We start from the raw sequence: 14,462 nt of genomic DNA on the forward strand, positions 1-14,462 counted from the left end.
CCGGCACCGGGAAGGTGCCGGGCCCCTCGCCATGTCGACCCTCCGCTGTGCCGGGCCCCTCGCCGAGCCGCGGCCGCCTGGCCCTCCCCTGTAGCGGGACCCGCTTATACCGGGACCCGCTCGCCGCCCAGCTCGACCGCGGCACACCGCCAGCGCAGATCGGCGCCGCGTTCCAGACGGAAGGCCATGGCGCGCACCTGCTCACCCGCGGCGATGCAGGCGGCCGCCTCGACGATCCCCTGGGCCGGTGGGGTCGCGCGGCAGGACCGTACGACGGGACGGACGCCCCGGGTGCGGAAAGGGGTGCGCGGGGCGAGCCGCACCAACTGCTCGTAGGCGTCCCCGACCGTCAGGCCCAGCATCCAGTGCACGGGACGCTCCCCGCTGAGGACGGCCAACAGCTTCTGCGCGAACAGCTCGTGCGGGGCCAGTCGCCGGGGCCGCCGGGGTCCGGTGCTGCCGGGCCTGCGCTGGTCGCCGCGTCCCGCCGGTCCTGTCATGGTCCCGCTCATGGCCGCCGCCTCCTTCGATACCAGAGGGTAACTTTCGTTGGGGATCTTGTACGGGGGCGGCGACAGCGGCCGCAAGGACCGGACCAGGGGTGCCGAGGCGGCACACCGATTCACCTATCCGGATGAGCGGGCCGTCCGTCTTCGCAGGTGGGGGCCGCCTTGAAGAGGGTGAGTACCGCCCGGCGCCGAGCGGGTACCGGCAGCTCGAAGGGGGACTCCCGCGCGTATCCTGAACGCGTCTCATTGACGGATGGGACGACGAGAAGAGAGCGGTCACACATGCGCGCCTACGTACCCCTGACCATCTCCGGTCTCGCCACGGCACACGGCGCGGGAGAGCTCGGCCCCGGCCCGCTCACCGCGTACGCGGTCACGCCCGGACTGCGCGAGTGGTACGTCTCCGACGACATCGAAGAGCTGGAGTACGCGGCGCTGAGCCGTGCCGCGGCCGCCTCGCTGCGGCTGCTCGCCGGTGACCCCGGCTCCGCGAGGCGCCGTGTGGTGGTGGCCGTGGACGTGCCGGACACCCTGGTGAGCGCCGACCCGGACAGCGCCCTGGACGCGAGTTCGCTGGGCGAGGTCAAGATCGCCTCCACGGTGGCGCTGACCAGGGCGGCGGCCGTGCACGTGGACGCCGAGGACGCGCTCGCCGATGTGACGGCCGCGGCCGACGCGCTCGGCGCGGCCGACCACGGCGACGACGACGCCCAGTTCGTCGTGGACGGCGCCGAGGACCACGAACTGCTCTGGTTCGGCGTGCAGGAGATCCCCAACCTGATCGCCTGAGCCCCCCGGCCCACCCCTGCGACCGGCCCATACGCCCGGGCGTGGTCGATTGTCAGTGGGGGTGGGTACCTTTTGGGCATGGGGAACGGCAGGCAGGACACGGGGAAGCGCCCGGCGCATCTCGTCTGGGACTGGAACGGCACACTGCTCGACGACATCGCGGCGGTCATCGAGGCGACCAACGCCGCCTTCGCCGAGCTGGGCCTGCCGGCGATCACCCTGGAGCGGTACCGCGATCTGTACTGCGTGCCGATCCCCCTCTTCTACCAGCGCCTCATGGGCCGGCTGCCCACCGACGCCGAATGGCTGCTCATGGACGCGGCCTTCCACCAGCAGTACTGGGCGCGGGCGGACGCGTGCGGGCTCACCGAAGGCGCGGCCGAACTCCTCGCGGCCCGCTGGACGGCCGGGCACAGCCAGTCGCTGCTCTCCATGGCGCCGCACGAACACCTGGTCCCGATCGTGCGGCGGCACGGCATCACCGAGCACTTCGTACGGGTCGACGGGCGCACCGGGCCCTCGCACGGCAGCAAGGCGGAACACATGGTCCGCCACCTGACCGCGCTGCGGGCGGCGGACCCGGAGATATCCGGCGAGCGGATCGTGGTGATCGGGGACGCGGTCGACGACGCGGTGGCCGCGGCGGCGGTCGGAGCCCGGGCGGTGCTGTTCACCGGCGGCTCCCACAGCCGCACCAGCCTCGCCGCGGCGGGCGTGCCCGTCGTCGACTCGCTCGCCGAGGCCGTCGCGGTGGCCGAGGAACTGGTGAGCTGACCGGCGCCGTCCCCGCGGGCACCCGGGGCGCTGCTCGGGCCCCGCGCCCGCCCCTCACCCTCGTCCCTACGTCACCGGCGCCTTCGCCCGCAGCACCGTGAGGAACTCCCGCATCCAGCTCGGATGGTCCGGCCAGGCCCGGGCGGAGACGAGGGTGCCGTCCACCACCGTCTCCGTGTCCTGGAAGGTCGCGCCCGCCGTCTGGACGTCCAGCTCCAGGGCGGGATAGGCGGTGACCCGGCGTCCGACCAGGCCGCCGACCGCGGCGGTGAGCAGCGGTCCGTGACAGATCTGGGCGACGGGCTTGTCGGTGTCGAAGAAGGCCTTGAGGATCTTCCTCAGTTCGGGGTCGTTGCGCAGGTACTCCGGGGCCCGGCCGCCCGGGACCACCACAGCGGCGTACTGGCCGGGGTCGACCTCCGAGAAGGCCAGGTCGGCGGGCCAGGTGTAGCCGGGCTTCTCGGTGTAGGTGTCGAAGCCGGGCTCGAAGTCGTGGATCACGAACCGCAGCTTCTTGCGGGCCGGAGCCGCGATGTGGACCTCGTACCCCTCCTCGCGCAGGCGCTGGTAGGGGTAGAGGACCTCCAGGGATTCGGCGGCGTCACCGGTCACGATGAGGATCTTGGCTGCCATGAGGGCACTCCCTCTCAGGGGCTGGGGCTCAGGTGGCTGGAGCTCGATCGCACATGCGGGTTCCGTCGGGCCAACCTGCCCGTGCGGCGCCCGTTTGCCAAGAGGGCTCGTTTCCGCCGCCACGTCGCTGTCCAGACTGTCAAACTTCGGTCCCAGCTTTTGTACACATAAGGCTCATGACGGTTCGGGGGGAAGGGGCGATAGCCTTGTCTCGTGATCAGCGCGATATGCCGCGGAGGCACTGATGCCTTCGCCCTGCGCCCGGAGTGCCACGGTGCCCGGGCAGTCGCTGATTCCCTCCACCCGGAATCAAGGCCCGAAGCCACAAAATTGGCCGGTAAGCGCCCGGGTGTCTCTCATTGCGACATAGCGTCGGCTACGACCGGACACCCCGCGTCGCCGCGGTTTGTCGCTTTTTTCCCCTACGTCACGCAATGGCGCGCGACAGGAGCCAGAGGACATGCAGACCAAGCTGGACGAAGCCAAGGCCGAGCTGCTCGCGCGGGCGGCACGGGTAGCTGAGAACAGCCCGGCCGGGGGGCCCGGAGGCCTGGGGGACACCCCCCGGAGCGACCGGGCAGCCACGACTGGGGCCACGAGCGAGGAAGCTCCCGAACAGGGCGTCCTCCTCGGGTATCTCCAGCGGTACTACCTGCATACCGCCCCCGAGGACCTGGCCGACCGCGACCCGGTCGACGTGTTCGGCGCGGCGCTCTCCCACTACCGCCTCGCGGAGAACCGGCCGCAGGGCACCGCCAACGTCCGGGTGCACACCCCGACCGTCGAGGAGAACGGCTGGACGTGCAGTCACTCGGTGGTCGAAGTCGTCACGGACGACATGCCCTTCCTCGTCGACTCGGTCACCAATGAGCTGTCCCGGCAGAACCGGGGCATTCACGTCGTCATCCACCCCCAGGTGGTCGTACGCCGCGATCTGACCGGCAAGCTCATCGAGGTGCTCGACACCGGAACCCAGACCGCCGAGCTGCCGCACGACGCGCTCACCGAGTCCTGGATCCACGTCGAGATCGACCGCGAGACCGACCGCGGCGACCTGAAGCAGATCACCGCCGATCTGCTGCGCGTCCTGTCCGATGTGCGCGAAGCCGTCGAGGACTGGGAGAAGATGCGCGACGCCGCGCTGCGCATCGCCGACGAGCTGCCCAAGGAGCCGAAGGCCGGCGACCTCCTCGACGAGGACATCGACGAGGCCCGGGAGCTGCTGCGCTGGCTCTCCACCGACCACTTCACCTTCCTCGGCTACCGCGAGTACCAGCTCACCGACGACGACTCGCTGTCCGCCGTTCCCGGCACCGGCCTCGGCATCCTGCGCTCCGACCCCCAGCACGGCGAGGACGACGCCCACCCCGTCTCGCCGTCCTTCAGCCGGCTGCCCGCCGACGCCCGCGCCAAGGCCCGCGAGCACAAGCTGCTCGTGCTGACCAAGGCCAACAGCCGCGCCACCGTGCACCGGCCGTCCTACCTCGACTACGTCGGCGTGAAGAAGTTCGACGAGCAGGGCAATGTGATCGGCGAGCGCCGCTTCCTCGGCCTGTTCTCGTCGGCCGCGTACACCGAGTCCGTGCGCCGGGTCCCGGTCGTGCGCCGCAAGGTGCAGGAAGTCCTCAAGGGTGCCGGCTTCTCGCCCAACAGCCACGACGGCCGCGACCTGCTCCAGATCATGGAGACCTACCCGCGCGACGAGCTGTTCCAGACCCCCGCCGACCAGCTCCGTTCCATCGTGACGTCGGTGCTCTACCTCCAGGAGCGGCGCCGGCTGCGCCTGTACCTGCGCCAGGACGAGTACGGCCGCTACTACTCGGCTCTGGTCTACCTGCCGCGCGACCGCTACACCACGGGCGTACGGCTGCGGCTCATCGACATCCTCAAGGAGGAACTCGGCGGCACCAGCGTCGACTTCACCGCCTGGAACACCGAGTCGATCCTGTCCCGGCTGCACTTCGTGGTGCGCGTCCCGGCCGGCACCGAGCTCGCCGCGCTCACCGACGCCGACACCGACCGCATCGAGGCCCGCCTGGTCGACGCGGCCCGCTCCTGGGCCGACGGCTTCTCCGACGCGCTGAACGCCGAGTGCGGCGAGGAGCGCGCCGCCGAGCTGCTGCGCCGCTACGGCCACGCCTTCCCCGAGGGCTACAAGGCCGACCACTCGCCGCGCGCGGCCGTCGCCGACCTCGTCCACCTGGAGCAACTGACCCACGGGCGCAACGACTTCGCGCTCTCGCTGTACGAGCCGGTCAACGCCGCCCCCGGCGAGCGCCGCTTCAAGATCTACCGGATCGGCGAGCAGGTCTCGCTGTCCGCGGTCCTCCCGGTCCTCCAGCGCCTGGGCGTCGAGGTCACCGACGAGCGCCCCTACGAGCTGCGCTGCGCGGACCGTACGCACGCCTGGATCTACGACTTCGGCCTGCGCCTGCCGAAGAAGTCCAACGGCGGCGACTACCTGGCCGACGACGCCCGCGAGCGCTTCCAGGAGGCCTTCGCCGCGACGTGGACGGGGGCCGCCGAGAACGACGGCTTCAACTCCCTGGTGCTGCGCGCCGGTCTCAACTGGCGCCAGGCGATGGTGCTCCGCGCCTACGCCAAGTACCTGCGCCAGGCGGGCGCCACCTTCAGCCAGGACTACATGGAGGACACCCTCCGCGACAACGTCCACACCACCCGGCTGCTGGTCTCGCTCTTCGAGGCCCGGCTCTCGCCGGGCCGCCAGAAGGCCGGCACCGAGCTCATCGACGGCATCCTCGAAGAGCTCGACGGGGCCCTGGACCAGGTGGCCAGCCTGGACGAGGACCGCATCCTGCGCTCCTTCCTGACCGTCATCAAGGCGACGCTGCGCACCAACTACTTCCAGAAGACGGCCGAGGGCAAGCCGCACGCGTACGTCTCGATGAAGTTCGACCCGCAGATGATCCCCGACCTCCCGGCGCCCCGCCCGGCGTTCGAGATCTGGGTGTACTCGCCGCGCGTCGAGGGCGTGCACCTGCGCTTCGGCAAGGTCGCCCGAGGCGGCCTTCGCTGGTCCGACCGGCGTGAGGACTTCCGCACCGAGATCCTCGGCCTGGTCAAGGCGCAGATGGTGAAGAACACCGTCATCGTGCCGGTGGGCGCCAAGGGCGGTTTCGTCGCCAAGCAGCTTCCCGACCCGGCGGTGGACCGCGACGCCTGGCTCGCCGAGGGCATCGCGAGCTACAAGACGTTCATCTCGGCGCTGCTCGACATCACCGACAACCTGGTCGCGGGCGAGGTCGTCCCGCCGGCCGACGTGGTCCGCCACGACGAGGACGACACCTATCTGGTGGTCGCCGCCGACAAGGGCACCGCGACGTTCTCGGACATCGCCAACGACGTGGCGATCAGCTACGACTTCTGGCTCGGTGACGCCTTCGCCTCCGGCGGCTCCGCCGGATACGACCACAAGGGCATGGGCATCACCGCCCGTGGCGCCTGGGAGTCCGTCAAGCGGCACTTCCGCGAGCTCGGCCACGACACCCAGAGCGAGGACTTCACGGTCGTCGGCGTCGGAGACATGTCGGGTGACGTGTTCGGCAACGGCATGCTGCTCTCCGAGCACATTCGGCTGGTCGCGGCATTCGACCACCGGCACATCTTCATCGACCCGACGCCGGACGCGGCCACCTCCTACGCCGAGCGCCGCCGCCTGTTCGACCTGCCGCGCTCCAGCTGGGCCGACTACAACAAGGACCTGCTCTCGGCGGGCGGCGGCATCCACCCCCGTACCGCCAAGTCGATCCCGGTCAACGCGCACATCCGCGAGGCCCTCGGCATCGCCTCCGGCGTCACCAAGCTGACCCCGGCCGACCTGATGCAGGCCATCCTCAAGGCCCCCGTCGACCTGCTGTGGAACGGCGGCATCGGTACGTATGTGAAGTCCTCGGCGGAGTCCAACGCGGACGTCGGCGACAAGGCCAACGACGCGATCCGCGTCAACGGCGAGGAGCTGCGGGTCAAGGTCGTCGGCGAGGGCGGCAACCTGGGCCTCACCCAGCTCGGCCGGATCGAGTTCGACCGCAAGGGCGGGCCCGACGGCGACGGCGGCAAGATCAACACCGACGCCATCGACAACAGCGCCGGCGTGGACACCTCCGACCACGAGGTGAACATCAAGATCCTGCTCAACGGGCTCGTCACCGACGGCGACATGACCGTCAAGCAGCGCAACAAGATCCTCGCGGCGATGACCGACGAGGTCGGCCACCTGGTGCTGCGCAACAACTACGCGCAGAACGTGGCCCTGGCCAACGCGGTCGCGCAGTCGCCCTCGCTGCTCCACGCCCACCAGCGCTTCATGCGCCGCCTGGGCCGTGACGGCCACCTGGACCGGGCCCTTGAGTTCCTGCCCAACGACCGCCAGATCCGCGAGCTGCTCAACAGTGGCAAGGGGCTCAGCCAGCCCGAGCTCGCCGTGCTGCTCGCGTACACCAAGATCACGGTGGCGGACGAGCTGATCCACACCGGTCTGCCGGACGATCCGCACCTGGCCGAGCTGCTGCACGCCTACTTCCCGCAGCAGTTGCGCGAGAAGTTCGCCGAGGCAGTCGACGGGCACGCGCTGCGCCGCGAGATCATCACCACGGTGCTGGTCAACGACACCGTCAACATCGGTGGCTCGACCTTCCTGCACCGGCTCCGCGAGGAGACCGGGGCCTCGCTCGAGGAGATCGTGCGGGCGCACGCCGCGGCCCGCGAGATCTTCGACGTGAACCAGGTGTGGGACGCCGTGGAGGCGCTCGACAACAAGGTCGACGCCGATGTGCAGACCCGGATCCGGCTGCACTCGCGCCGTCTGGTGGAGCGCGGCACCCGCTGGCTGCTCAACAACCGGCCGCAGCCGCTCCAGATCGCCGAGACGATCGCGGACTTCTCGGCCGGGGTGACCGAGGTCTGGGACGCGCTGACGGGCCTGCTGCGGGGCGCCGACCTGGAGTGGCACCAGAGCATCCTGGACGAGCTGACCGGCGCGGGCGTGCCGGAGGAGCTCGCCCGCCGGGTCGCCGGGCTCTCCTCGGCCTTCCCGGCGCTCGACATCGTGGCCATCGCGGCCCGTACCGGCAAGGAGCCGCTCCAGGTCGCCGAGGTCTACTACGACCTCGCCGACCGGCTGCGGATCACCCAGCTCCTGGACCGGATCATCGAGCTCCCGCGAGCCGACCGCTGGCAGTCGATGGCGCGTGCCGCGATCCGCGAGGACCTGTTCGCGGTGCACGCCGGTCTGACCCAGGACGTCCTGTCGGCCGGCAACGGCAGCAGCTCGCCGGAGCAGCGCTTCAAGGCGTGGGAGGAGAAGAACGCGGCGATCCTCGGCCGGGCCCGCACGACGCTCGAGGAGATCCAGTCGTCCGACGCGTTCGACCTGGCGAACCTGTCGGTCGCCATGCGGACGATGCGGACGCTGCTGCGCAGCCACATCTGATCCTGCTGAACCGCGACTGAAGGGGCACCCGCCGTCTGGTGGGTGCCCCTTCAGCGTCGCTCGCTGATGGTGGCGTCCTTCACCGTGGTCGTGGACGCCGTGACCGTGGAGGTCCACAGCCGGCGGCAGGAGACCAGGGCGGCGGCCACCAGCAGCGCGTTGCGGGCGACCATGACGGTGGTGCCCAGAGCCGTCCCCGCGATGACCTCGCCGTACAGGCAGGGGAAGGCCAGGGCGCTCAACGCGGCCGCGGGCAGCAGGAGTTGGGCCACCGGGCGCTGGCTTGTGCGGCCCGAGGTGAGGCAGACCGCGGCCAGGCCGAGCAGCCACACCAGGTACTGCGGGCTGATGACGCGGCTGGTCACGGTGAACAGGAGCACCGCGCACAGGGCCGCGTCCAGCGGCACCGCGACCGTCCAGCGCCGTGCCCGTACTCGCCAGAACACCAGCCAGCAGAGGGCGAGTCCGGTCAGGGCCAAGCTGAGGGCGGCGAGCGCGGACACATACGGGCCGGTGAACTCCATGGCCCCGTACCGGTGGGCGACCCGTCCGGGACGGCCGGTGGCGAGGTGGGCGAGCTGGTAGACGGTGCCGCCCAGGGACTCGATCTGGAGGCCCCGGCCGCCCTGCTGGCGGGCGAAGTCCAGGGTGTGGTCGAAGACCAGGGCGAGTACCGCGAGCAGCGCGGCCGCCGAGCCGAGCGCGCCGAGCAGGGCGCGGCGGGTGTTCCGGCCGCGCGGGGCGCCGATCAGGGTGAGCAGCGGCCACACCTTCACCAGGGCGCCCAGACCCGCGAGCACCCCGCCCACTCCCGGCCTGCGGCGCAGCGCGAGCAGGGCGCCCACCGCGAGGGCGGTGACCTGGACGTCGTAGCGGGCGTACGGGATGTGCAGGAGCAGCGGGAGGCCGCCCACCCACAGCCAGGCCCCGGCCGCGCTGCCGCCGGGCCGGGCGCCGGCCCGTACCAGCGCGCGGGCGATCAGCGCGTCGCAGGCCACGGTGACGGCGGTGAAGGCCTGGAAGAAGGTGAGGAAGGGGAAGATCAGCGGGGTCAGCAGCAGGGCGCCCGCGCCGGGCGGGTACTGCCAGGTGGGGTCCCCGAAGGGGAAGGTGCCCGCGCTGAGCTGGTCGTACCAGCGCCGGTAGAGGACGTACACCTCGCCGCTCACCCCGCCGACCCCGAGCCGGTCGGTGACCAGCAGATGGAGCATCAGCGCACGGGTGGCGAGCCAGCTCGCGGCGAGCGCGGCGTACCGGGTGCGGCGGCCGAAGGCGCCCGGGTCGGGCGCGGGCGCGGGGGCCGGGATACGGACCCGGGCGGGCGGCGGGGGCGTCTGAGAGGGCGTCATCGCGCGAAGTTTAGGCGCGCTTTGTCCCGATTTCGCGAGGCGCCGCGACGGGTCCGGCACGGAGGGTCCGGTACGGGGGGCGGTACGGGTCGTCTGGTGCGGGCCGTCCGGTATGGGTCGTCCGGTACGGGGCGTCCGGTACGGGCCGTCCGGTATGGGGCGTCCGGCCGGGCCGTCCGGCGCGGGGCCCCATAAGGGGTGCCCCGCGCGCGGGGGCGGCCGCGGAGGCGCCTACTTCTTCGCGCCTACTTCTTCTTCGTGAACCGCTCGTACGCGGCGAGCACCTCGGCCGTCGGGCCGTCCATCCGCAGCGTGCCCGACTCCAGCCAGAGCGAGCGCTCGCAGGTCTCCCTGATGGAGGCGTTGCTGTGGCTGACCAGGAAGACCGTGCCGGCCTCCTTGCGCAGCTCGTTGATGCGCTCCTGGCTGCGGCGCTGGAACCGGGCGTCGCCGGTGGCCAGGGCCTCGTCGATGAGCAGCACGTCGTGGTTCTTGGCGGCCGCGATGGAGAACCGCAGCCGGGCGCTCATGCCGGAGGAGTACGTGCGCATGGGGAGCGAGATGAAGTCGTCCTTCTCGTTGATCCCGGAGAAGTCGACGATGTCGTCGTAGCGCTCGCGCACCTGCTCGCGCGTCATGCCCATGGCGAGGCCACCGAGCGTGACGTTGCGTTCGCCGGTGAGGTCGTTCATCAGCGCCGCGTTCACGCCGAGCAGCGAGGGCTGGCCCTGGGTGTAGATCCTGCCGCGGGCGGCGGGCAGCAGCCCCGCGACCGCCTTGAGCAGGGTCGACTTGCCGGAGCCGTTGGAGCCGATGAGGCCGATGGCCTCGCCCCGGTGGGCCACGAAGGAGACGCCCTTGACGGCGTGCACCTCGCGCATGCCCGGGCTCTGCCCCTTGCGCGAGACGAGCCGGTGGAGCGCGGCGGTCGCCCCGCCCCTGCCCCGGGAGCCGGTGCCGTTGACCTGGTAGATGACGTGGACGTCGTCGGCGATCACGGTCGGGGCGCCCAGGGAGGTGCTCGTGTCCCGCGCGCTCAGGGTGCTGGTCTCAGCCACGGCCGTACTGCTCCTCTGCCTTCCAGAAGTAGATGAAGCCCACGGCCAGCGCGACGAACGCCCAGCCGCCGGCCACCAGCCATACGTGCGGCGGCAGTTGACCGGCGTGGAAGCTCCTGATCATCGAGAAGCGCACCAGGTCGATGTAGACCGCGGCCGGGTTCAGCTGGAGCAACTCGCCCACCACGTGCGGGAGTTTCTTGAGCTGCGGGGTGAGGTTCCACATCACGCCGGACATGTACATCCAGGTGCGCAGCACGAACGGCATCACCTGGGCGATGTCCGGGGTCTTCGCGGTGACCCGGGCCATCACCAGGGACAGGCCCGTGTTGAACATCGACTGGAGGAGCAGGGCCGGAACCAGCAGCAGCCAGGAGACGCCCGGGAGCTGGCCGAAGCTCATGATGATGATCGCCAGCGCGGCCAGCGAGAACAGCAGCTGCTGGAGCTGCTGGAGGGCGAGCGAGACGGGCAGCGAGGCGCGCGGGAAGTGCAGCGCCCGCACCAGACCGATGTTCCCGGTGATCGCGCGGGTGCCCGCCATGATCGAGTTGGCCGTGAAGGTCCAGATGAACACGCCCGTGACCAGCCACGGGATGTAGTCGGGCGTGCTGCTCTTGTTGCCCATCAGGATGCCGAAGATGAAGTAGTACACCGCCGCGTTCAGCAGCGGCGTCATGAGCTGCCAGATCTGCCCCAGCTTCGCCTGGCTGTACTGCGCGGTCAGCTTGGCGGTGGCGAACGCGGTGATGAAGTGCCGCCGGGCCCACAGCTGCCGGACGTACTCGCCCAGCGAGGGGCGGGCGCCGCTCACCTTCAGGCCGTACTTGGCGGCCAGCTCGGCCGGGCTCAGAGCCTGGTCGCCGGCGGACCGGCGGGACTGGGCCGGGATGGTGGCCGACGCGGCCGGTGGTGCTGCGGTCGGGCGCGCAGCTGCGGTCTGGCTCACTACGGTCGCTTTCGCCGGGGGGTCCCGGGAGGCTTCCCGGGTCGGGGGATCACTCGCGACGGAACGGACCCGTATCGTCGCTACGGGGAGAGTAGGACGTCTTCACGTCGCAACGCAACCGTCTCGTCGCAACGCTATGCTCAAGCCATGACCAAGACGGACCCCTCGGAGACCCCCGCGAGCCGCCCCAAGCCGCGCCGCGCCCCGGCCGGGGCGGCCGTGCTGCGCGAGGACGTGACGGACGCCATCCGGGCGGCCGTCTTCGAGGAGCTCGCCGCGGTCGGATTCGCCCGGATGTCGATCGAGGGCATCGCGCGCCGGGCGGGGGTCGGCAAGACGGCGGTCTACCGGCGCTGGAAGTCGAAGCTCAGCCTGGTCCTCGACCTGGTGTCGGCCTTCGCCGAACAGGGCCTGCCGGTGCCGCACACCGGGTCCCTGTACGGGGACATCCGCGCGCTCCTCGCGGTCGCCTCGCTCGCCCTGCGCCACCCGGTCGCCTCGCAGGTCATCCCCGACCTGCTGGTGGAGTCCGTACGCCACCCCGAGATCGCGGACGCGATCAAATCGGCGCTGCTCGATGGGCAGCAGGGGGTCGCCGCGGTGGTCATCCGCGAAGCGGTCGCACGCGGCGAGCTGCCCCCCGGGGCCGACCCCGACCGGGCCCTCGACCTCATCGTGGGCCCCCTGTACTGGCGCCTCGTCGTGGTCAAGGGCCCCTTGCCGAAGGGGTACTTGGACGACTTGGCTCGGGCGGCGGTGGCGGCGCTGGCCGCGTAGCGGGGGTGGGGGCGTGTGAGGTGCCGCTCGCCTTCGGCTGGGCCGCTTGTTCGGCCGGGGGCCGTGCCGCGCGCCTTCGGGTGCGGGCCGTGCCGGGTTGCCCGCGCAGTTCCCCGCGCCCCTTGAAACCCGTTTGTGTCTGCGGGCCGTAGTCGCTTCTCGCGCAGTTCCCCGCGCCCCTTGAAACCCCCTCGTGTCTGCGGGCCGTGGTCGCTTCTCGCGCAGTTCCCCGCGCCCCTAGGTGTGTTGTGGTTGACGGGGGCGGTGAGTGCTGCCGTACCAGGGGCGTGATCAGCCACGCATGACCCGCGGACCGAAGGGCCTTTAGGGGCGCGGGGAACTGCGCGACCGGCCACAGACGGCCTGCGGGCGAAGGCGGGTTTTTTGGGGGCGCGGGGAACTGCGCGATTAGCCACGTTCGGCCCGCGGACGAAGGCGGGTTTTTAGGGGCGCGGGGAACTGCGCGATCAGCCACAGACGGCCCGCGGGCAAGGGCGGGGTTTTCAGGGGTGCGGGGAACTGCGCGATTGGTTCGGCGGGCGGCGGGGCCGGCCAGGCGGTGAGGGCCCACATGCGGTCCGTGTGGATCTGGGTCATCGGGGCTCCGAAAGGGTCAGCTCGGCGCGGCGAGGGAGTCGACGGCGAGCGCGGCGTAGAGCGCGGCCCCGTCCGCGAGGACACCGTCGTCGAAGGCCGCGTAAGGCGAGTGGTTGTTGGGCGCCGTGCGATGGTCCGTGCCCACCCCCGGCGCGCCCAGGAAGACCATCGCGCCGGGCACCTCGTCGATCACCCGCGAGAAGTCCTCGGAGCCGGGCAGGGGATGGGGGAGCGGGGCGAAGCGCTCCTCGCCGTACAGCTCGGCGACGGTCGAGGCGACCGTCGCCGCGGCGTGGGGGTCGTTGACGGTCGCCGGGTAGAGCTCCTCGAAGCGGGCGTCCACACGGACGCCATGGGCCGCGGCGAGACCCTCGCAGACCCGCACCGTGCCGTCCTTGAGCCGCGCCAGCGCCCCCGGCGAGAAGGAGCGGACGCTGGCCTCGAAGGTGGCCGTCTCGGGAATGATGTTGTGCTGGGTACCGGCGTGGAAGGTGCCGACGGACAGGACGACCGGGTCGAAGACGTCGAAGCCGCGCGTGATCCACGTCTGGAGGGCGGTGACCATCTCGCACGCCGCCTGGACGGGATCCTTCGCCCGGTGCGGCATGGAGCCGTGCCCGCCGGATCCGTGGACGGTGACGGTGAGGACGGCGACCGCGGACATGGTGGGCCCCGCGCGGCCCGCGAACTGCCCGAGGGGGTGGCCGGCGCTGGTGACGTGCAGCGCGTACGCGGCCTGGGGGCGGGTGCCGGAGGCGTCGAGCAGCCCCTCGTCGAGCATGAGCCGGGCGCCGTCGTGCCCCTCCTCGCCGGGCTGGAACATGAACACGACGTCCCCGTCCAGGCGGTCGCGGTGCTGGGCCAGAAGCCGGGCCGCACCCGCCAGCATGGCGGTGTGCAGGTCGTGTCCGCAGGCGTGCATGCTGCCGTTGCGTGACGCGTAGTCCAGGCCGGTCTTCTCGGCCAGGGGCAACGCGTCCATGTCGCCCCGGAGCAGCACGGTGGGACCCGGGCGGGCTCCGCGCAGCACCGCGGTGACCGAACTCAGGCCGCGGCCCGTGGTGACCTCCAGGCCGAGTCCGTCGATGGCCCGCAGCACGGTCTCCTGCGTACGGGGCAGGTGGAGGCCGGTTTCGGGGGTGGTGTGCAGGGTGCGGCGCAGCCGGACGAGATCGTCCTGGAGTTCGTGCGCGTCCTCGACCAGATGCATGGGATCAATGCTCCTCGGGGTGGGGCGGATGCTGCCGCCGACGGGCGGGTGAAGGCGGGCGTACCGGTGCGCGGTCGGCGTCAGCAGGACGTCAACTGCCGTGTCCCCAGGGGAACTTGTTCCGCCTCGTCGTGCAACAGGGCCGCCAGGTTGCGTACGCCCTCGCGGATGCGGCGCGGGGTGGGATGGGAGAAGGGAGCCGCAGGTGCCGTTCGCCGCCCGCGGTGGAGAAGCCGGTGCCCAGTACGTAGGCGACACCGGGGGAGACCGCGCGCGGCAGCAGGGCCTTGCTGTCCATCGCGGACGGCAGGGTCATCCAGACGAAGAACCCGCCCCGCGGCGTGACCCGAGGGTGTGACCCGCCCGCG

10 protein-coding genes are annotated in these 14,462 nt (G+C 71.4%); 4 read left to right on the plus strand and 6 right to left on the minus strand.

Features of this window, described 5'->3' with window-relative positions; genetic code table 11:
• Positions 1 to 104 precede the first annotated feature (104 nt).
• A complete protein-coding gene (locus tag N4G70_RS00080; protein ID WP_261710262.1) occupies positions 105 to 512 on the minus strand; it encodes an Rv3235 family protein in 408 nt (135 codons plus the stop codon).
• A 279-nt stretch (positions 513 to 791) separates the two neighbouring features.
• On the opposite strand from N4G70_RS00080, the gene N4G70_RS00085 reads away from it, so the two are divergent.
• Positions 792 to 1,298, plus strand: coding sequence for a DUF6912 family protein (locus N4G70_RS00085; RefSeq protein ID WP_261710263.1), 507 nt, complete (start codon positions 792 to 794; stop codon positions 1,296 to 1,298).
• Positions 1,299 to 1,376: 78 nt separating this feature from the next.
• On the plus strand, positions 1,377 to 2,072 hold the full coding sequence (locus N4G70_RS00090) for an HAD family hydrolase (RefSeq protein WP_261710264.1): 696 nt from the start codon (positions 1,377 to 1,379) through the stop codon (positions 2,070 to 2,072).
• Positions 2,073 to 2,138: 66 nt separating this feature from the next.
• Here the strand turns inward: N4G70_RS00090 and N4G70_RS00095 are convergent, their stop codons facing one another.
• Entirely contained in the window at positions 2,139 to 2,705 is a 567-nt protein-coding gene (locus tag N4G70_RS00095) for a DJ-1/PfpI family protein (RefSeq protein WP_261710265.1), read from the minus strand.
• 460 nt (positions 2,706 to 3,165) lie between these two features.
• Here N4G70_RS00095 and N4G70_RS00100 point away from each other — a divergent pair, with 460 nt between their 5' ends.
• The gene (locus N4G70_RS00100) at positions 3,166 to 8,154 is read left to right on the plus strand and encodes an NAD-glutamate dehydrogenase (RefSeq protein ID WP_261710266.1); all 4,989 of its coding nucleotides are present in this window, start codon (positions 3,166 to 3,168) and stop codon (positions 8,152 to 8,154) included.
• Positions 8,155 to 8,204: 50 nt separating this feature from the next.
• Here N4G70_RS00100 and N4G70_RS00105 read toward each other — a convergent pair whose 3' ends face one another.
• From N4G70_RS00105 to N4G70_RS00115, 3 genes are all read right to left on the minus strand, one after another.
• Positions 8,205 to 9,503 carry a glycosyltransferase 87 family protein gene (locus N4G70_RS00105; RefSeq protein WP_261710267.1) on the minus strand — a complete coding sequence of 433 codons (1,299 nt, stop codon included), beginning with the start codon at positions 9,501 to 9,503 and terminating at the stop codon, positions 8,205 to 8,207.
• 245 nt (positions 9,504 to 9,748) lie between these two features.
• Positions 9,749 to 10,561: an ABC transporter ATP-binding protein gene (locus N4G70_RS00110; protein ID WP_261710268.1), complete on the minus strand. Its 813-nt coding sequence runs from the start codon at positions 10,559 to 10,561 to the stop codon at positions 9,749 to 9,751.
• Complete coding sequence (locus tag N4G70_RS00115) at positions 10,554 to 11,510, minus strand: ABC transporter permease (RefSeq protein ID WP_399033546.1); 957 nt, start codon at positions 11,508 to 11,510, stop codon at positions 10,554 to 10,556. Before N4G70_RS00115 ends, N4G70_RS00110 begins: the two co-directional genes overlap by 8 nt.
• A 147-nt stretch (positions 11,511 to 11,657) precedes the next feature.
• Here N4G70_RS00115 and N4G70_RS00120 point away from each other — a divergent pair, with 147 nt between their 5' ends.
• Complete coding sequence (locus N4G70_RS00120; RefSeq protein WP_261710269.1) at positions 11,658 to 12,287, plus strand: TetR/AcrR family transcriptional regulator; 630 nt, start codon at positions 11,658 to 11,660, stop codon at positions 12,285 to 12,287.
• Positions 12,288 to 12,900: 613 nt separating this feature from the next.
• On the opposite strand, the gene N4G70_RS00125 is transcribed toward N4G70_RS00120, so the two are convergent.
• Positions 12,901 to 14,094, minus strand: a complete 1,194-nt coding sequence (locus N4G70_RS00125) for a M20 family metallopeptidase (RefSeq protein ID WP_261710270.1) — start codon at positions 14,092 to 14,094, stop codon at positions 12,901 to 12,903.
• Positions 14,095 to 14,462: the final 368 nt, after the last annotated feature.

Origin of the sequence: Streptomyces sp. ASQP_92 (assembly GCF_025399895.1) — a bacterium.
Classification (GTDB): Bacteria; Actinomycetota; Actinomycetes; order Streptomycetales; family Streptomycetaceae; genus Streptomyces.